Here is a 20,186-nt window from a genome sequence, read left to right as displayed (position 1 = left end):
CGCGTCCGGCGCCGGACGGTCTCGGTCCGATATCCCAACGCCCATGGAACCGCAGGTGAATGGCCGGTGAACGACACCGTGAACTTTGCCTGAACGACCGGTGGCTTTTGGCTACGTTGTTGAGAAACGCCGGGCTTGAATAATACACTTGTAGAGGTTGCAGAAAGCCTTGAAAAGGAAGGTACAGAGAAATGCGCGTTATCTTTAACGAGGAGATGAAGGCCGTCGCCGACGATCTCGACCGCATGGCGCAGAACGTGCGCAAGGCGATCAACGAGGCCGGCGAGGCCCTGCTGAAGACCGATGTCGAGGCGGCCCAGGCCGTGATCGACGGCGACGTCGAGATCGACGCCCTCGAATCGAGCATCATCGACCAGTGCGTCAAGCTGCTGGCCAAGCAGACCCCGGTCGCGACCGATCTGCGCATCGTCGTGTCCACGCTGCGCCTGGCCTCCACGTTCGAGCGCATGGGCGATCTGGCCCGCCACATCGCGGAAACCGCCCGCCGCTCCTACCCGGAGTCCCCGCTGCCGGACAACGCGAAGGAACTGTTCACCGAAATGCAGGAGTTCCTCGACGAGACCGCCGACAACGTGGTGGCCATGCTGGCCGACCGCGACGCGAAGATCGCCGACCGCGTGATCCGCAACGACGACAAGCTCGACGCCTTGCACCACAAGACGTTCGAACTGGCCCTGTCGGAGAACTGGAACGGCAACAACCAGCAGCTCATCGACGTGGTGCTGCTCGGCCGCTTCATGGAGCGCATCGGCGACCACGCCGTGTCCGCCGCCCGCCGCGTGGTGTTCATCACCTCCGGCTTCGATCCGAGCAAGGAGCCGAGCCGCGACGAGGACGGCGCGCTCGACTGAGATTCGGCCGTTTCCAAGGAATCCGTTGAAAACCTCCCCCGTGCGGGGAGGTTTTTTGTTTCCGGGGGGCTCTTCGCACGGCACGACTCTTCGCACGGCACACGCATAAAACAAAACGGTGGGGAACCGCACGAATGCGATTCCCCACCGTTGTATGTCAGCGACGGCTCAGGCTCACTTCTGGCCCTGAGCGGCGACGGCGGCAGCACCGGCGGCCGCGGCCTCCGGGTCGAGGTACTCGCCGCGCGGCTTGATCGGCTTGAAGTCGTCGTCAAGCTCGTACAGCAGCGGGATGGCGGTCGGGATGTTGACCTTGGCGATCTCTTCCTCGGTCAGGTTGTCGAGCATCTTGACGATGGCGCGCAGCGAGTTGCCGTGGGCGGCAATCAGGACGGTCTTGCCGGCCTTGAGCTGCGGCTCGATGTCGGACTTGAAGTACGGCTCGACGCGCTTGACGACGTCCGCGAGGCACTCGGCTTCCGGAACCGGGTCGCCGGTGTAGCGCGGGTCATGGTTCTGCGCGTACTGGTCGTTCGGGTCGATCTCGGGCGGCGGGGTCGCGTAGGAGCGGCGCCACAGCATGAACTTCTCGTCGCCGTACTCCTCGCGGATCTCGGTCTTGTTCTTGCCCTGCAGGGCGCCGTAGTGGCGCTCGTTGAGACGCCAGCTGCGCTCGACCGGGATCCACAGACGATCCGCGGCGTCCAGCGCGATGTTGGCGGTGTTGATGGCACGACGCAGCAGCGAGGTGAAGACGATGTCCGGAAGGACGTTCTTCTCCTTGAGCAGCTCGCCGCCGCGCTTGGCCTCGGCTTCACCCTGCTCGGTCAGCGGGACGTCGACCCAGCCGGTGAACTGATTGGTTTTGTTCCATGCGCTCTGTCCGTGACGGAGCAGTACTAGTTTGTAAGTCATACGGCCCAGTCTACCGCCCCGAGCGGCCAGACACGAGCGTTTGTCTTACTTTTGTTCCCCAATCCATCGCCGCCGTTCCATCGCGCCGCTTCTCTCCATTGGCCAACGCTTCATCGGCCAACACTCCATTGCCCAACGCTCATCAGCCCGTTAGCGTTGGCTGAACGGATTCGGCCGGTTGTCCGTCACAGGCCGCCGACGATCACGCACAACACGATCAGCGCAGCGAAGAACAGTGTCTGGTAGCCGGCGTCCATCAGCGCGCCGCGGAACTCGTGCCGCGCGGCGGAACGCATCATCCGCAACGGCACGGCGATGCCGGAGATCATCAGCAGCACGCCCCAGCCGGGCCACAGCGCGCTGACGATCACGATCGAGACCAGCAGTTCCGCGCCGACGCAGGCGGCGAGCACGGTGCGGGAGTTCCCCTCCCCCAGCCGCACGGCCAGCGTGCGTTTGCCATGCCGCTGGTCCTCGTCGATGTCACGTAGGTTGTTGACCATGAGCAGCATCATCGCGTTCAGTCCGCAGCAGACGGCCACGAGGATCCCGGTCAGGTCGATCGTGCCGGCGAGCGCGTACTGCGTGCCGAGCACGGCGGCGAGCCCGAAGAACAGGAACACGCCGAGTTCGCCGAATCCGGCGTATCCGTACGGGTGCTTGCCGCCGGTGTAGAACCAGCCGGCGATCAGACTCGCCACGCCGACCGCAAGCAGCCACCATGCGTGCGAGACGACGATTGCTGCGAGTCCGGCGACGCAGGCGACGCCGGCCGCGATACCGGCGGCGGCGAGAACCCGCTTCGCCGGCACGCCGGACGCGACCAGTCGTTGCGGCTTGCGCGGGCGCGGTTCGCCGAGCAGCGCATCGAACGGTTCGTCGTCCGAATCGGGGACGTTGCGGCCATCGTCGGTGCCGCGGATGCCGTCGGAGTAGTCGTTGGCGTAGTTGACGGCGATCTGCAGGGCGAGCGCGACGATCGCGCACAGGACGACGACCGGCCAGAATCGGCCGATCAGCGCGGATTGCAGTGCGCGATTCGCCGTGCAGACGGTGGGTTCGGGGTACTGCTCGGTGCACACGCCGAGCGCGCGGATATGGGCCCACGCGCATGCCGCGCCGGCCGCGACCGGCGCGATGCTGGCCGGCAGCGTGCGGGGCCTGGTTCCGGCGATCCACAGTTTCCAATCAGCCGCCATGGTGTTCTGCGTGTTCGCACGTTCTGTCATGCCTGTCAGCATAGTCGGCGGCGATGAAGCGGTTCCGATGCAAGCCGGATCGGGATTGCTCAGATCGTCTTGCGACCGGTTCCGCGATGCCGGTTCCGCGGCAACATGGATGGACCATCGCCGTTTTGCCTCGCGGAGAGACCCGTCAGCGAGGCATTCCGCCGACGAGCCAACCGGATCACCCCGCCTAGGACCAGTACGCGAGGGAAAACCGACATGCCTTCGGCAAAGCACCCCGCTCAGAGGCATCTCAGCGGGGCAATTCAGCCGGACCGTCGCAAACCAGCCTCGCAATGATATACGACGGGGCCCTTCCTCGCATGGAAAGAAGGGCCCCGTACGGCCTATGGCTTATCTATGGCCTATCTATTAGTTTGTCCACGGCCGCGCAGCCGCCGGGATCAATCAGCGGGTGGAGCCGTAGGACTTGAAGAAGATGCTGAGCAGCGCCACGTAGGCGACGCCGACGGTCATCACGAGGATCGCGCCGAGCTGCATGCCCATCGCGTCGGAGGCGAGGCCCATGAGCGGCGGGAAGATCGCGCCGCCGATCAAGCCGATCATCATGAGTCCGGAGACCTCGTTCTGGCGTTCCGGCAGGTGCAGCAGGCCGGTGGTGAGCATGATCGAGAACACGTTCGCATTGCCCATGCCCACGAAGGCGAGGCCGGCGTAGGCGAGCCACACGGGCATGCCGTCAACGGCGGCGAACAGGATGAAGCACAGCGAGGAGAGCGCCATGAGCGCGCCACAGCCGCGCAGGATCTGCTTGCGGGTGAACTTCTGGAGCAGCACGGATCCGGACAGGCAGCTCAGGGTGCGGAACGCGAAGTAGACGCTGGTGGCGCCGCCGGCGACCTCGATGCCCATGTTCGAATGCTCCATGAGGATCTTCGGCGCGGTGGCGTTGATGCCGACGTCCACGCCCACGTGGCACACGATGCCGAGGAAGCACAGCACGATCACGGGGTTCTTGAGCAGCGCGAAGCAGCCGAGCACGCTGGTCTTGCCGGAATCGGGCGCGTTTTCCTTGATGTCGTCGAGGGAGAGCATCACGAACGCGAGGATCGCGCACACGAGGTAGATCGGGTAGAGCAGCCACCACTTGCCGAACGTGGTGGCGGCCCAGCCGGCGATGAGCGGCGCGATGAACGAGGCGATGGCCTTGACGAACTGGCCGAAGGTGAGCATGCCGGCGAGCTTTTCGTCGTGCGCGAGGTTGCCGACGAGCGGGTTGAGCGAGACCTGCATGAACGTGTTGCCGATGCCGAGCAGGCAGAAGGAGGCGACGACGAACACAAGCTGTGCGGTCGCGGCCGGGATGAGGTAGCCGATGATCGGCAGCAGGCAGCCGAGCGCGGTGATCGCGATGGCGACGAGCACGGTCATGCGACGGCCGATGCGGTTCATGAGCATGCCGGCCGGCACGGAGAGCACCAGGAACCAGAAGAAGGTCATGGTGGTGAAGATGTTGCTCACCGAGTCGGACAGACCGAAATCGGACTGCACGTAGTTGGAGGCGGTGCCGACGAGGTCGACGAAGCCCATCACGAAGAAGGACATCATGACGGGCACGAGGACGGCGAAGGGCGCGCTGCCGAGCTTGTCGGGCTGGGCGTTCTGCGCCGACGCGTTCCGGGGCGCGGGAGACTTGGAGGTCATGGCGTTGGGTTCTTTCTCTGCTTTGCTCGTATTGCCGTGGTGCGGAACGATCCGCCGTTCCGCCCGGTAACGCCTCTGCAGTGAGTCGCGCGATCGGCGACGAGCAACGCTGAGTAACGCCCTTAATTGATTAACGATGGTAATGCTAACCCCGGTCACGACACGCCAGCGTCGCCGTCCGCACGTCGTACGCCGCGCAGCGCACGAACGCCCGTCAACCTTTCAGCGATCAGCGATCATCGCAAGAAACAAAAAAGCCGCGGGCGCAACGGGACGCAACCCGCCGCATCCGCGGCCTCATCATGCGCGGCGTCACGCATCATCATCAGCGTGCGACCGCGAACGGCACAATCAGTTCAGCGCGATCGGCTTGACGAGCGGGAACGTGATCGTCTCACGGATCGTCGCGCCGGTCAGGGCGATGAGCAGTCGGTCGATGCCCATGCCCATGCCGCCCGCCGGCGGCATGCCGACGCCCAGCGCCTCGAGGAAGTCCTCGTCGATGTCGCAGGCCTCCTCGTCGCCGGCCATCGCGTCCTTCGCCTGCGCGACGAAACGCTCGCGCTGCACGACCGGGTCGTTGAGCTCGGAGTAGCCGGTGGCCAACTCGAAGCCGCGCACGTAGAGGTCCCACTTCTCGACCACGCCCGGCTTGGAGCGGTGGCCCTTGACGAGCGGGCTGGTCTCGACCGGGAAGTCGCGCACGAAGGTCGGCTCGTAGAGCTTGTCCTCGTAGAAGTGCTCCCACAGGTGCTCGACGAGCTTGCCGTGGTTTTCCACGTCGTCGCGCTCCACGCCGAGCTTGTCGGCGATCTCGCCCAGATGCTCCACGGACGTGCCCGGGTGCTCCGGGCCGCCGTTCGGCACGATCTCCTCGCCGAGAGCCTCGGACAGCGAATCGTACATGCTGATCTGCTTCCACTCGCCGCCGAAGTCGTACTCGGTGCCGTCGAGCAGCGTGACCTTGTGCGAGCCGTACACGTCCATCGCGGTCTTCTGCACAAGCTCCTTGACGAGCGCGCCGATCGTGTCGTACGTGCCGTACGCCTGATACGCCTCGACCATCGTGAACTCCGGCGCGTGCGTCGCGTCGACGCCCTCGTTGCGGAAGTCGCGGTTGATCTCGAACACGCGGTCGATGCCGCCGACCAGACAGCGCTTGAGGAACAGTTCCGGCGCGATGCGCAAGTAGAGGTCCAGGTCGAACGCGTTCATGTGCGTGGTGAACGGGCGGGCCGCGGCGCCGCCGTGCACGGTCTGCAGCATCGGGGTCTCAACCTCGATGAAGTCGTGGTCGTCGAAGGTGCGGCGCAGCGAGGCGACGGCCTTGGAACGGTTGCGCACCATGTTGCGGATCTTCTCGTCCGCGATCATGCCGATGTACGGCTTGCGGGTGCGGGTGTCCTCGTTGAGGTCCTTGTGCAGGGCCGGCAGCGGCTGCAGGGCCTTGGAGGCGATCGCCCATTCGGTCGCGAACACGGACAGCTCGCCCGTCTTGGACGCGATCACGCGGCCGCGCAGGTACAGGTGGTCGCCGAGATCGACGAGCTGCTTGAACTGCTTGATGGAATCGGCGCCGATCTCCTTCTTGGAGATCATGCCCTGGATCTTGGTGCCGTCGCCGGCGGACAGCTGCACAAAGCACAGGCCGCCCGCGTTGCGCAGGAACAGCACGCGGCCGGCGATGCCGACCATGTCCTCGGTCTCCTGACCGGGCTCGAGCTTGCCGTCGTACTTGGCGCGCACCTCTTCGATCGTGTGGTCCACGTCGAGATGCACCGGATACGGGGCGATGCCCGCCTCGAGCATCATCGCGCGCTTGGCGACGCGCATCTGCACCTGCTCCGGGTGCGCGAGCGGGCCGAACTCCTTGTTGGACGGGTCGACCGCCTCGTCCAGCGTGGCGCCGGACTTGATCTTCTCTCGGATGGTCTCGTCCTGCTTGAGCAGCATCTCCGCGCGCTCGACCGTGGTCATCGCGGGCGCGGCGTTTTCTTCCTCATTTGCTTGGGATTCTTGGGTTTCGCACATAATCCCACAGTGTAGCGAGCGGGCGATACACGACCGGAAATCAGCGGATTTCGGCGCGACACGCCGAAGTTTGACTCTCGACCCGGAGCATGTAATATAGCGGACGTTGCCAAACGGGCTGTAGCGCAGCTTGGTAGCGCGCTTCGTTCGGGACGAAGAGGCCGCGGGTTCAAATCCCGCCAGCCCGACAACGGAACCGGATTGCCGAGAGATCGACAATCCGGTTTTTTATTATCCTTGATGGCAACGATGCCTATCGTTCGACAAGGAGTGCATACGATGGAATGGGAACGCGGTGCCGCTCAGCTGAAGGTCGCAGACATAGCCAAGCTCGCCCATACATCGCCATCAACCGTTTCCAAGGTAATCAATGGCCGTTCCGGCATGTCGGAAGCCACTCGTCGACGCGTGGAAAAAACACTCAAGGATGTGGGATACGCCAAAAAACTCGTCTCCACCCGCATCTCGCGATCCATCGAGCTTGTCGTACGCAAACTGTCCAACGACGGCGCGGTGGCGCTGCTGCAGGAGCTGCTGCCTCAGGCGCAGGCCAACGGCATGGGCGTGGGAGTGACGGAACTCGGCTCGCATGCCGAAGACGACAATCTGGCACAGGTTATCGAGAAGAACCCGTACGGGGTGGTGCTGCTGCTGTCCGACGCATCGCAGACGGCCCGACACACGCTTCGGGCACGCTCCATCCCATTCGTGATCATTGATCCGGTCGGAGAGATCCCCGACGAAGATCTCAGCGTCAACATCGACAACTGGACCGGCGGGTTGGCAGCGACCCGTCACCTCATCGCGCTGGGCCATCGTCGCATCGCGATGATCACCGGCCCCGATTTCGCCCTCTCCTCAGCTTCTCGAGCAGCCGGATACGAACACGCGCTGCGAGAGTCCGGCATCAAGCTCGATCGCGCGCTTATCCGAACCGGCAACTGGCAACCGGAACAGGGACATGACGCGGCATACTCCCTGCTGACCATGCCCAACCGCCCAACCGCAATCTTCGCGCTGAGCGATCTCATGGCCGTGGGCATCTATCAGGCCGCTGCGGAGCTCGGTCTGAATATTCCCGATGACCTATCCGTAGTCGGTTTCGACAACACGTTTCCGGCACCATATCTGGGTGCAGGACTGACTTCAGTGAACCAGCCGTTCGACGTCATGGCCGCCAAATCGATCGATCTGATCCGATCCGCCCGCGAAGGCGAGATCACGGACCGACATGTCGTGCTGCCGGTGAATCTGGTAGTCCGAGACAGCACCGGCGAACCATTGCCCGCCGGCATTGCCTCCTGACACGGAATCAGCGAAATACGGCGCAGAGTCCCTCCGTCCTGCCGGGTTCCAACAGCAGGTCACGGGTCTTGCCGCCAACTCTGACGAGCACGTGCTGGCGACGATCGGATTCAAGCGAACATTCGACCCGGCCATCCCGCCATCGCATCGAAACCGCGACTCCTCCCCTCGCCCGCAGCCCCCGAACCTCTCCCGCTTCCCAGTCATCCGGAATCGCCGGCAATAGCGTCACCGCACCGTCATGGCTCTGCACGAGCATCTCCGCCACAGCGGCGGTAAAACCGAAGTTGCCATCGATCTGGAACGGCGGATGAGCGCATAATCCGTTGGCATACACGCCGCCGTTGCGCACTCCCATCGCCGCATCGGGATCAACCAGCCGCAAGAATCGATCGATCAACAATTCAGCATGACCGCCGTCACCCAGTCGAGCCCACATGATCAGACGCCACGCCAAACTCCATCCGGTGCCTTCGTCGCCCCTGACTTGCAGCGAGCGACGCGCCGCATCAGCCAATCGGGGAGTGGCACGAGTAATGCCAGTGCCAGGATGCAGTTCATAAAGATGAGACATATGCCGATGCTGGCGATCCTGTTCGTCGAAACTCTCGTTCCATTCCATCACTCGGCCATCAGCGCCGATTCTCGTCGGCACGATGCGACCGATCACGGAACGCACATCATCAACCAGTCTCCGTTCCCCAACGGGAAGCTCCCCGTTCCCAGCATCCTCAAGATCGCCAGCGCCCGACAGAAAGTCTCGGAACAAGTTGCGAACAATGGCCAGCGTGTTCTCACTGTAATACGACACGGAGCACGCTTTCCCCTCCGACATAAACAGATTTTCAGGAGATGTGGCAGGACACACCGCCAACCCTCGGTCAGTTTCAGACAACACGCCTAAGCAGAATCGCACACTATCGCACATAATCGGCCAGATCATACGCAGATAGTCCAGATCACGAGTGAACAGGTACTGGTCGAACAGATTGCGGCACATCCACGCTTGGCCAAATGGCCAATACGCCCATGAGGGATCCCCTTTGGCCGCCGTGGCTTTTCTCCACAGATCGACATTGTGAAACACCGCAGACCCGGAAACTCCGAAGCACCGTCGAGCTGTCGTACGGCCATTATCCAGCAGTTCAAGGTTCATGCGAACCAACGGTTCGATCAGTTCCGGAAGGGCGCAGGGACCGGTCAGCCAGTAGTTCATCTGCACGTTGATATTGGTGGTGTAGTCGCAGTACCACGCGGGTATCTTGTCCTTGTTCCAGATGCCCTGCAGGTTGGCGGCTTGCGTACCGGGACGAGATGAGGAGATCAACAGGTATCGTCCATAGTCGAACATGTCACAGACCAGATGCCGGGCTACCGCACGATCCCCGTTCGCGACGGCCTGCAACCGCCGATGCATATCCCATCTCCGATCGTCATCGAGCGAATCCGGATCAAGGCGCAGACTCACCCGATCATACAGACGACGGTAATCGTCGACATGCTCGGCGCGAAGACGTTCATACTCGCCGCGAGTCGGCCACGCATCCTTCTCACCGTCGCCGCACAGCGACGCCAACACCACCGACGAGTCATGCTCAGGCATATGGTCAGAACCACGCCATCCGCTGCGGGTACGCAACGTCATCGTCACGCAGGTCGCACCGAAGCAATGCAGTCGCCCTCGATCATCGGCCTCCACTGAACCGTGGTCCAGCTGCACTCGCAACAGTCCGGCATACCCCATGCCGACTCCACGGTAATCATCGCCGCCTCCCTTGCCCGGAGCATCCGCATCCGGAACGTGACGGCCCGGGCATTGCCCCGTCAATTCGAGAATCCCCCGCAGAGGCCCGGCAACGATCGCAGAGGCTCCGGTAAGAAAACCGTCCGAAGAACCGATTGTCACGTTCATTGCATAGGTGGATTCGATGCGATAGACCAGCGCATCACCCGGCGCGCTGACAAACGTCTCAATCCTCGTCGATCGACCGTCATCCCAACGGTATCGCGCCGAAACGATCGCCGTGCCCAAATCCAGAGAACGGTCGACCTTCGGATCCGCCTCGTCCGCCGTTCCCTCATGAACCATGGAAATGTCGATCTTTCCGAACGGCTCGTACATCTGCGTATCTTCACAACCACGAGTCGCATCCGCAAGCATCTCCGAGGCGACGACATAATGCCCTTGCTTCGCCTCGTCCCGCACACGTTCGACCAGCTGCGGGGTAATGCCCTCCGACTCTTCCTCGGCCGTATGCGGGAATCCCGACCATAGCTCGTCATCGTTGATCCACAGCGTGTCGCCATGCGGATCATTGAGCACCATGGCACCCAGATGACCATTGCCGATGGGAAGCCCTTCATGCCATTGCCTTGCAGGAGTGTTGAAAGCGATCATCAGCCATGCTCCTTCGCGTCTGCCGTGCGGCATCTTGCGCCGCATCTTAAGTAACGAAACATTCGCTACCTTCCATCAACAGGATTACACTATATATCAATACACCAACAGCAACACGCCAATCAACAGGCCTTTGCATGTATGCAATCACTGAAATAAAGCCACTCTCATCCCACATTTATCATTGAACGCACGAAGATAAATTCTCTACTTGACAAGAATTATTCGTTCATCGTATGCTTGACCTGCGACGCGATCCGCCACAGGTCAAGTAAAAAAGCCATCGCTTCGCACGTCATGTCAACTCCGTACATGTGCGCGGATAGACGCCAGACAAGGATGTCAAACAACACAAGGAAGAAGAAACCATGAAGGCGCATACGCGAATCAACGCAGTCATATCAGCACTCGCGGCACTGGCACTGATCGCCGGTTGCGGAACCTCGAACGCCGGCGGGAACAACTCCACCATCGAGGTGCTGTACGCATCCCCCACTCCACAGCTATCCGCTTTTAAGGATCTGGATTGGGTCAGCCGGGTCGAAAAAGCATGCGGATGCACCATCAAATGGTCCCGCGTAGAAGGAAACGCATGGGGACAGCAACGTCCGGCCATGCTGAACTCGGGTACCGTGCCCGACATCACCATTCGAGGATTCGGCGCCGCAGACACCCGGCAGTTCTCCGATTTCTTCGCCGATCTCGCCCCTCACCTCGATGACATGCCCAACGTCAAGGAGTTTCTCACCGAGGACAAACTGGCGAAAGCCATCGCCACTTCCGAAGACGGTACCATCCTCGGCATTCCTTCCAAACACACCGTGCCCAACCAGTCCGGCGACCACATGATGATCAACAAGACGTGGCTGGACAAGCTGGGACTTGAGATCCCCACCACCTGGAATGAACTGCTCGACGTACTCAAAGCGTTCAAGACGCAGGATCCGAACGGCAATGGCAAGGCCGACGAAATACCCATGAACGTCACCAAGATCAACACGGACGGATTCGGCTGGTACAGCCCCATGCTACTGCTGAACTCCACGGGGCTGCTCACATCGTTCTCGTCATCCGGCCCCTCCCAGCAGGGAATCTATCTTGAAGACGGTACCGTGAAGAACTTTCTGACGGACGAACGCTACCGTCAAGTGATTGAGTATTACCACACGCTGTACGAGGATCAACTCATTCCTCAGGATGCCTTGACCGACGACACCAAGACCGATGCCCGCAACGGCGGAGACAACGGCACCGCGATCGTGGGTGTCGCCTTCGGATGGGACACATCGGCATTCGGAACGCTGGCCGACGAATATGTCGCCATGCCCGTGCCCGCCAGCGAAGACGGAGTCACTCCCGTTTGGGACTGGAACGCCGACTATCAGCAGTACAACCCCGCACGTCTCACCGTCAGCAAAGCCGCCGCCAACGACAGCGCAAAAAGCGCCAACATCTGGAAGATCGTCAACGCACTCTATGACCGTGAGACCTCGATCGAACAGTTCTACGGCAACATTCCCGAATACGTGACCAAGGACGGCGATCACCAGTACACACAATCCGAAAAGGTTTTCGACCTGACCAAGCAAGGACAGCGAGTCGCCGCCCACGACGGCGCATACTGGCTGCGCCCTGACGACACGATCACCTCCCCTGAAATGCAGAGCGTGATCAACGACGACAAGGCGTACGACGAGCAATACGCCAATATCGACCTCGATGCCCAGTACATGCCGATCTACGTGATTCTTAGCGACGCAACCGATCAGGTCACCGTATCCAATAACAACACGCAAATCCTCGACTATGCAATTCCAAAGCTGGCCTCCTGGATCGCCAAGGGCGTCACCGATGCGCAATGGGACGAATACGTCAAGCAAGTCACCGGGCTCGGCATAGACGAGAACAACGCCATCTGGCAAAAGTACTATGACAAGGCCAAGAGCGAAATCGGCGATTTCTCACAGTTCTACAAGAATTGACCGCAACCGTGTCAGTGCTCTGCAGCCAATGGTTCATCAATATTGACCGCAGGGCACTCAGCACGAATACGCTTGTAACTTCACCAAGAGAGGCATGTCCGACGCTACGTTAGATAATCAGATGACGATTTTGTGCAATCATCGCACAAAATGCTGACGATAATCGCGTGATGTTTTCTGGAGAAGCCAACCATGAAGAAAAGTCTGCTCGCGCTGGCCGCCGGCGCGTTCATCCTCGGCGCCGCCGAATTCGTGATGATGGGCATCCTGCCGCAGGCCGCGGCAGCCACCAACGTCGACATCCCCACCGCCGGCCACTACATCTCCGCCTACGCGATCGGCGTGTGCATCGGCACGCTCATCCTCGTCTTCGGCCGTAAGGTGCCGCCGAAGAACCTCATCATCCTGTTCATGGCGATCGCGCTCGTCGGCAACGCGATGTCCGCGCTGTCCGTCAACGCGACCATGCTCATCGTCGCGCGCTTCATCTCAGGCCTGCCGCACGGCGCGTTCTTCGGCACCGCGACGCTCATCGCCAAAACGCTCGCCGACAAGGGCAAGGAGGCGCAGGCCGTCTCCATGATGGTGACCGGCCAGACCGTCGCGAACATGCTCGGCGTGCCCGCCGGCACGCTCATGGCCGAATTCCTCTCGTGGCGCCTCGCGTTCGGCATCCTCGCCGCGTGGGCCGCGATGACGATCGCGCTCACGGTCGCATGGATCCCGTTCGTGGCGCCCATCAAGGACGCGGGCATTCGCGGCCAGTTCCGCTTCCTCACCAAGCCCGGCCCGTGGATCATCCTCGCGGCCGTGTTCACCGGCAACGCGGGCGTGTTCTGCTGGTGGAGCTATGTCTCCCCGTGGCTGCAGAAGACCGGAGGCTGGCCGAGCGCGCTCGTGCCCATGATGATGATGCTCGCCGGCTTCGGCATGGTCGTGGGCGGCCTGATCGGCGGGCAGATCACCGACCGCTGGCGCCACGCCGGCACCGCCGCGCTCGGACAGGCGATCTCCTGCCTCGGCCTGCTCATGGTGCTCACCCTGCCCGGCAACCAGTTCACCAGCGCGCTGCTCACGTTCTGGATCGCGTTCGGCCTGTTCTTCATCTCCGCGCCGCAGCAGCTGCTCATGACCGAAGCAGGCCAGGGCGGCGGCGAACTGATCGCGGGCGCGGCCGTGCAGGTGGCGTTCAATTTCGGCAACGCGGTCGGCTCGGTCGTCGGCGGCGCGATGCTCACCACGTTCTCGATGAACTACCGGTTCACCGGCCTCGGCGGCCTGCCGCTCGGCATCCTCGCCGTCGCACTACTCACCTTCTACTCGCTGCGCTGGGAAACGCACACGGACGCGTTCGAACGCATGCGCCCGGTCGAGGTGTGACGCTTCGACGCACGATCCGTGCACGATCCGGCCCCACACGAGCTGAGCCGTCAGCAATATCACACCGGACACAGTCCGCCCGCAGCCTTCTTGCCCGTACACTGGAACACAGTGCGATCCGGCAAGGAGGCTGTTTATGAATGACGACGAACTGTTGCGCCGTTTGGAGGCGTTCGGCGGGTTCGGCAACGCAAATGACATGGATGGCGCGGATGACGAGACCGACGCGGACGTTGCGGACAACGGAGACGCGCAGGACGATGGCGTCGACGATAACGCCGATCGACCGGCGCATTTCGACGTGAACGAGTTCCTCGCCGGACTCGACGCGATCTTCGACGCGCATGAGGCCGCCACCAAGGCCGGACCGTATCTTGAACAGGCGGCCGTGGACGCGGAGAACGCCGGCGACAACGCGGGTCTGCTCACCGTGCTCAACGAGACGATGGGCTTCTACCGTTCGCAGGGCAAGCACAAGGAAAACCAGTGGATCATCCAGCGGGCGCTGGAGCTCGCCGCGAAAATGGGCCTCGAGGGCACGGAGGCGTGGACGACCACGCTCATCAACGCGGCCACCGGCCAGCGCGCGGCCCACAACTACGATCAGGCCGAAGAGCTCTACCACATGGCGCTCGACTCGGCCAAACAAACCCTCTCCCCCACCGACCGCCGGCTCGCCGCGCTGCACAACAACCTGTCCATGCTCTACAGCGAAACGGACCGTCTGCCGCAGGCAGAAGCGGAGCTGCGCGAAGCGCTGGGCATCCTCGAATCGTCCAGCCCGGACGCGAGCGCGGACCTCGACGTCGCGTCCACGAACACCAATCTCGCACTCACGCTGCTCGGAGAGCACAAGCTCGACGAGGCCGACGCGCATGCGGCCCGCGCGCTCGACATCTACCGCAACGGGCATCTCGAGCACAGCGCGCACTACGCGTCGGCGCTGGCCGGCTATGCGCAGGTGCGCTATGCGGCCGGCGATTTCGCGCGCGCGGTTGACCTGTATCGCCGGTCGCTGGCGGTGATCGAGGAATGCTACGGGCGCGACACCGATTATTACCGTATCACCGAGGCGAATCTCAGGCAGGTCGAGGACGCGGCACGGCAGGCGGGGGTCGACGTCGCTTCCGCCGGAGCAGGCGACGGGTCGTCGTCTGCGGCTTCCAACGCCGGATCGAGCGGCGAAACGGCCCTGGTAACCGCTCCGGGCAACGTCTCCGCCCGCCCGCGCATGTCGGGGCTGAAGCTGGCGCGCGCGTACTGGAACGAGGTCGGCAAGCCGATGATCGCGGCGAAATACCCGGAATATCAGGGACGCATCGCCGCAGGTTTGGTCGGCCACGGGTCGGAATGCTACGGCTTCGACGACGCGATCTCACAGGATCACGATTTCGGCCCGCGCTTCTGCCTGTGGCTCACCGATGAGGATTACACGGCGATCGGCGAGCGCCTGCAAGCCGATTACGACGCGCTGCCGCACGAGTTCATGGGATATGCACGAGCCGACGCCGCCGGCGGTACGGCAACGCCGCGCGCGCAGGGCGCTGGACGGCGTGACGGCGTGTTCGCGATCGGCGACTTCTTCGCGTCGATCACTGGCTATCGCGAGGCCCCGGCGGCCGACCGCCCGCACGAATGGCTGATGCTGGACGAGCCGACGCTGGCGGCCGCGACGAACGGCGAGGTGTTCGCCGACCCGTTGGGCGCGTTTTCGGCCGCGCGTCAGGCGTTCAAGTTCATGCCCGACGATGTGCGGCTGTCGCTGATTTCGCGCCGTCTCGGCATGATGGCGCAGGCCGGCCAGTACAACGTGCCGCGCATGTTGGAACGCGGCGACGGCGCGGCCGCATGGCTGTCGATCGGCGAATTCGCGGATGCGGCCGCCTCGCTCGTGTATCTGATGAACAAGCCGGTGACGGTCGGTTATCTGCCGTATTACAAGTGGCGGTTCGCCGCGCTGCGCCGGTTGAGCGCCCGCGTGGCGACGCGTCTGGCGGACGTGTGCGAGCAGCTGGAATCGCTGCTGCGCCTAAGCTCGGCGGCCTGCTATGGCGGGGCCGGGTTCGGCGAGGGCGGGCGCGGCGCCGCGCCGGTCGCGGCTCAGGTCAACGAGACCATCGAACGGATCTGCGGCGAGGTCGTGGCCGAGCTGAAGCGCGAGGGTCTGACGCGCAGCGACGACACGTTCCTCGAATGGCAGCGCCCGTACGTCGAGGAGCATATCCAGAGCCCCGCAGCGTGCCTGCGCTCGCTGTAACAGGATCGGAGACCATCCATGACCAATGAATATACCGCACTCATCGAGCGAATCGTCCGCCGCGAATGGGACCAGTTCCAGCGCACCAACAACGAGGGCGGGCGCGCCGCCTGCCAAGGCAACTGGCCGGTGTTCAACCAGATGCGCACCAGCCAGTTCCTCACGTGGCCCGTGCCGCTGCTGGAGAGTTATCTGGACGACCTGGCCGAAGCGGACCGCATCGGCCGCAACCTCGTCACCGAGAAGTACGGCCGCATGATGGCCTCAACCGCACCGGCCGAATACGCGGAGAACATCGAACCGTACATTCCGCGACTGTCCGGCGAGCGCATCGCCCGTCAGGAGCGGATCATCGCCACGCAGGTCGCGTGGGCGGCCGATTTCCGCGCCCGATATCCGAAGCTCGGCCGGGCGATGCGCGTGCTCACCACCGCCGAGGACACGCCTGCGGCCACGTCGTTCGAAACGTACCTGCGCGGCGAGCTCGGCACGTATTCCGACCGGACACTCGGCCTGTACGAGCGGATGGTGGCCGACAAGACCACCGCCGGCCGCAACCTCACCGAGGAGACGATCCTCGCCACCGTGCGGCTCGGCGGCTTCGCAGATCTCGACGAGGCCGAGGCCGCCCAGTAACCGCACGGCCACCGTCGCCCGTCACGTCTGCGCCGTATGCCTATGCCTTACGCCTACGCCTTCGGCTTGCTCCGCGAGCCGATCATCGTGGCGAGCGACCAGATGATGGCGATGAGCACGAGCGCACCGCCGACGACGGCGCAGGCGATGGCGGCGACCACGCGCGGGTCGGCCTCCAGCCAGAAGAACAGGTTGGTCGGATAGTCCAGCCCGAACAGCAGCGTGACCGAGCCGAGCAGGATCCCCAGCACACCGAAAACGATGGCTGCCACGTTCGGCCCGGTTTTGCGGATGACCTGCGGCGCGGGCGGCACGTCGCGTTCGACCTGCACGACCGGCTGCGCGTTGCGTGCGGGCTGTGTCCATGCCGGCGCCTGTTCGGGATTCGGCCGGCGGGACGCTTCGAAGCCCGTCTCGTTTGCCGGCCGCGATGTACCCGCGTCATTTCCACGATCCGCCGTGCGATTGCCGAAGACGGCATCGGGCGCGGCGTTCTCCGATGCCGCAGCATCCGGGATGGTCGTGTTCGGGACGGTTGTGCCCGTATCTCCGGCAGAGTCTCCGGAGGATGCGTCCACCGTCTTGTCGGAATCGTCTCGCACCGCATCCGATCTCGGAATCGCCGCCGTCGGCTCGTCGGTCGGCACCGCCACCGTCATCGGCACGGTTTGCGCGAAGTCGTCCAGCTTCGCGTCGATCACGCCCGGTTCGTCATGCGTCGCATCAACCGTCGTGTCGTCCGCGGACGCATCCTTCAGCTTCGCCGTATACAGCGGCACGGTCGCGTTGTCGCCGACCGGCGGCATGGTTTCGGTCGGCGTGTCGTTGGACGTGTCCAGCGTGGCCGGAATCACGGTCGTTTCGGCTGCATCGGACGCATCGGGCACGTCGATCGCGCGCGTTTCGGCGATATCGGCCGTCGTCGGCATGACCGCCGTCGCATCGTCCATACCGCCCGCGCCGAGCGGGCTGTCCGTACCGAACGCGACGGTCGGTTCCGTCCCGACCGACTCCGTCTCGGTCGGCTTCGTCCCGACCGGCTCCGTCTCGATCACCGTGGTCTTGTCGTCCTGATCATCGTTGCTCATGGTTGTTCTCCTGTCCGTATCGTATGGATCGCGTATGGATCGCGCTCGGAGCCGCGTCCGAAACCGTCCGGGGTATCACGCGCGGCACGGTCGATCGACCGCCCACGCGGTTCACTGCGAATATCCGTCAACACCGCGCTCGTATTGCACGGTCACTCGCCCGCTGAGCATCGCGACCGGGTTGATGACCAGTTCCGGCCCGTCCACCGGCTGTTTGTCCCAATCGTTCATCCACTCGCAGCCGGTTTCGACGGTCTGTCCGGCGAAGCAGGAGTAGTACCGGCCGTTGCCGTACGCGAAGTTGCGATCGTTGTCGAATCCGATGACGTCGCCGCCCAGGATCATCGACCATTGCCCGCCGATCGTGGAAGAAGAGCTCGATTCGCTGCCTTGCCCGGCGAACCAGTAGGTGCAGTTTTCCGGCAGAATGATGGTGACGCGCGCATCGTTCACGCCAAGGTTGAGTTGGCCGTTCGGACATTGCGAATAGACCATGCTGCCGTCGCCAAGACGGATGTGATGCGCGCCGCCGGACGCGTATTCGGTCAGGTCGAGCGTGAGGTTGTCACTGTCGTAGTCGTTGCCTTCGATCACCAGTCCCCGCTCGTCGTCCAACGGCAGCGGCTGCGATTGGGAGTATTGGATCGTGCGCGTGCCGCGGACCGCGATGCGCTCGTATCCCTGCTGGTACGCGTATGCGGGGTACTGGTGGATCAGGTACGAGTACGTCAGGTTCAGGCCGATCATGCACACAGCGACGATCGCCGCGATCCACGCGATCGGCACGAGCCCGCCGGAGCGCCGGCCGGTCAGGCCGAGCACGACGATGAGCAGGCCGAGCGCAATGCACACGCCGGCTGACCAGAACGTCCATACGCGGATCGCGCTGCCGAGATCGGTGCCGCTCAGCACGAACGCGGCGGCCATCGACAGGAGGATCAGGCCGAGCGCGACGGCCACGACGAACGGCCCGGCCGGCTTGCGTCGCGCGTATTTCGGTTTAGGGGCTGGCTGCGGCGCACGATACGGCGAGGTCATCGGCATGGTCGACGCGGTTGCGCCGGACATGACGCCCTCAGAGACGAACGCCGGACCCGCGGCGCCAGCCGTTCCCCCCGCAGCGGGAGACGATGCGGCCGTCGACGACGCCGGGACGGACGGTACCGATGCGAACGTTACCGGAGGAGTCGGGCCGGGCATGGCGCCGTTCGGCGTGAACGGATTCGCGGATGATTGCCGTCGGCCCGACCCGTCGGCAAACGGCTGAGCCGCTGTCGTTCGCTGCGGGCCGCTGCCGGCAGTTGCACCGGCTGCGGAATGCACGGGATCGCCGCTCCAACCGCCGTTGCCGGGGTTGCCGGGGTTAGGATTGGCGCCGCGCGAGGAGCTCGCCGGACCGCCGTAACCACGTTGGCGGCGCATCTCACGTTCGAGCAGCAGCCACAGCACGAACGCCGCAAGCAGAGTCAGCACGAATCCCGCGCCGGGAAACATCACGCCGATCGCGAAGCACAGAAACACGCCGAGGCACGCCCAATCCCAGTCGCCGGCGACCAGCCGTTCACTGAGAATGGTCCCGTCGCGATCGTCGGGCAGCACGAACCATGCGAGCGCGTAGAATGCCGCGCCGAAACCGCACACCAGCACCGCGGCGAGCATGATCGCGCGCATCAGCACCGGGCTGATGCGGAAGTATCGCGCGAGTCCGCCGCACACGCCGCCCACCCAGCGGTCATCGGACCGGCCGATGCCGCTGTTGCGCACCCAGCGGAAGAAGCGCTGCATCACGCCGGACGCGGTGCCGCTCCCCCAGCCGGCACTGTCTCCGCTCACCGGCGGCGCGGGATTGGCGTATGGATTCGGCCCGAACGCGGGATTGCCGAAGGAACCGGCGTACGGGTTGCCTGCAGGGTTGCCTGTGGGACCACCGGCGGGATTACCCGCGGTACCGCCGTATTGCGGGTCTCCGTATTGCGGGTCATACTGCGGACCATGGTGCGGGCCACCATATTGCGGTCCGCCGGACGCATGGCCCGTCGAACCGCCCGCCGGATTGTCGCCGGCATTGCCGGACGGATCACCGCCGGCATTGCCGGAGGCGTCGCCGCGGAAAGAGGATCCTGAAAAGTCATTCGCATTGCTCATGGTTCCATTACAGCAGCCCGCGCATGCCGAAACCGTCCGGGAACACCCTGATTGTTCCCTGAACCACGAGTGCCGTTTCCCCGAATGACCCCTCGTTTGGCTCTCGATTGACCCGAACGACGGCACAATGGAATCATGGTTTTCCAGCAGCATCCCTATTCACCGCCCTCGCAGTCCGATCCGAGGTCGGGCGCGCGGACCGGCGCGCGACCCGGCGGCGCGTCGGGGCCCGCATACGGAGCGTACGGAGCGGCTTCGGCCTCATCGGCTTCACCGGTCCCGTCCG

At 63.6% G+C, this 20,186-nt stretch carries 13 protein-coding genes and 1 tRNA gene; 7 read left to right on the top strand and 7 right to left on the bottom strand.

Annotation, left to right across the window (positions count from 1 at the left end; translation table 11 throughout):
- Window positions 1–191: 191 nt before the first annotated feature.
- Complete coding sequence (phoU, locus tag KIH79_RS07105; RefSeq protein WP_219058782.1) at window positions 192–872, top strand: phosphate signaling complex protein PhoU; 681 nt, start codon at window positions 192–194, stop codon at window positions 870–872.
- Between the two features lie 174 nt (window positions 873–1,046).
- Here the strand turns inward: phoU and KIH79_RS07100 are convergent, their stop codons facing one another.
- The 4 genes from KIH79_RS07100 to lysS all read right to left on the bottom strand — a co-directional run bounded on the left by KIH79_RS07100 (window position 1,047) and on the right by lysS (window position 6,709).
- Window positions 1,047–1,787 (bottom strand): phosphoglyceromutase, encoded by a 741-nt coding sequence (locus KIH79_RS07100; RefSeq protein ID WP_219058781.1) that lies wholly within the window; start codon window positions 1,785–1,787, stop codon window positions 1,047–1,049.
- 185 nt (window positions 1,788–1,972) lie between these two features.
- A complete protein-coding gene (gene menA / locus KIH79_RS07095; protein WP_236023679.1) occupies window positions 1,973–3,016 on the bottom strand; it encodes a 1,4-dihydroxy-2-naphthoate octaprenyltransferase in 1,044 nt (347 codons plus the stop codon).
- 405 nt (window positions 3,017–3,421) lie between these two features.
- Entirely contained in the window at window positions 3,422–4,582 is a 1,161-nt protein-coding gene (locus KIH79_RS07090; protein WP_236023681.1) for an MFS transporter, read from the bottom strand.
- A gap of 447 nt (window positions 4,583–5,029) precedes the next feature.
- Window positions 5,030–6,709 carry a lysine--tRNA ligase gene (lysS, locus tag KIH79_RS07085; RefSeq protein WP_219058779.1) on the bottom strand — a complete coding sequence of 560 codons (1,680 nt, stop codon included), beginning with the start codon at window positions 6,707–6,709 and terminating at the stop codon, window positions 5,030–5,032.
- 114 nt (window positions 6,710–6,823) lie between these two features.
- Between lysS and KIH79_RS07080 the strand changes: the two genes are divergently transcribed.
- Window positions 6,824–6,897, top strand: a tRNA-Pro gene (locus KIH79_RS07080).
- Window positions 6,898–6,988: 91 nt separating this feature from the next.
- Window positions 6,989–8,014, top strand: a complete 1,026-nt coding sequence (locus tag KIH79_RS07075) for a LacI family DNA-binding transcriptional regulator (RefSeq protein WP_219058778.1) — start codon at window positions 6,989–6,991, stop codon at window positions 8,012–8,014.
- A 7-nt stretch (window positions 8,015–8,021) separates the two neighbouring features.
- Here KIH79_RS07075 and KIH79_RS07070 read toward each other — a convergent pair whose 3' ends face one another.
- On the bottom strand, window positions 8,022–10,412 hold the full coding sequence (locus KIH79_RS07070) for a glycosyl hydrolase family 95 catalytic domain-containing protein (protein ID WP_219058777.1): 2,391 nt from the start codon (window positions 10,410–10,412) through the stop codon (window positions 8,022–8,024).
- A gap of 368 nt (window positions 10,413–10,780) precedes the next feature.
- On the opposite strand from KIH79_RS07070, the gene KIH79_RS07065 reads away from it, so the two are divergent.
- From KIH79_RS07065 to KIH79_RS07050, 4 genes are all read left to right on the top strand, one after another.
- Window positions 10,781–12,394, top strand: coding sequence for a type 2 periplasmic-binding domain-containing protein (locus KIH79_RS07065; protein WP_219058776.1), 1,614 nt, complete (start codon window positions 10,781–10,783; stop codon window positions 12,392–12,394).
- 192 nt (window positions 12,395–12,586) lie between these two features.
- Window positions 12,587–13,774 carry an MFS transporter gene (locus KIH79_RS07060; RefSeq protein WP_219058775.1) on the top strand — a complete coding sequence of 396 codons (1,188 nt, stop codon included), beginning with the start codon at window positions 12,587–12,589 and terminating at the stop codon, window positions 13,772–13,774.
- 136 nt (window positions 13,775–13,910) lie between these two features.
- Window positions 13,911–16,031 (top strand): DUF4037 domain-containing protein, encoded by a 2,121-nt coding sequence (locus tag KIH79_RS07055; protein WP_219058774.1) that lies wholly within the window; start codon window positions 13,911–13,913, stop codon window positions 16,029–16,031.
- An 18-nt stretch (window positions 16,032–16,049) separates the two neighbouring features.
- The gene (locus tag KIH79_RS07050; RefSeq protein WP_219058773.1) at window positions 16,050–16,667 is read left to right on the top strand and encodes a DUF4125 family protein; all 618 of its coding nucleotides are present in this window, start codon (window positions 16,050–16,052) and stop codon (window positions 16,665–16,667) included.
- Between the two features lie 53 nt (window positions 16,668–16,720).
- Here KIH79_RS07050 and KIH79_RS07045 read toward each other — a convergent pair whose 3' ends face one another.
- The gene (locus KIH79_RS07045; protein WP_219058772.1) at window positions 16,721–17,755 is read right to left on the bottom strand and encodes a hypothetical protein; all 1,035 of its coding nucleotides are present in this window, start codon (window positions 17,753–17,755) and stop codon (window positions 16,721–16,723) included.
- 111 nt (window positions 17,756–17,866) lie between these two features.
- The gene (locus KIH79_RS07040) at window positions 17,867–19,900 is read right to left on the bottom strand and encodes a PspC domain-containing protein (RefSeq protein WP_219058771.1); all 2,034 of its coding nucleotides are present in this window, start codon (window positions 19,898–19,900) and stop codon (window positions 17,867–17,869) included.
- Between the last annotated feature and the right edge of the window lie 286 nt (window positions 19,901–20,186).

The organism is Bifidobacterium miconis (assembly GCF_019331735.1).
GTDB lineage: Bacteria > Actinomycetota > Actinomycetes > Actinomycetales > Bifidobacteriaceae > Bifidobacterium > Bifidobacterium miconis.
Note: the sequence above shows the minus strand (reverse complement) of the source record. Positions and strands in the feature narration are given on the sequence as shown.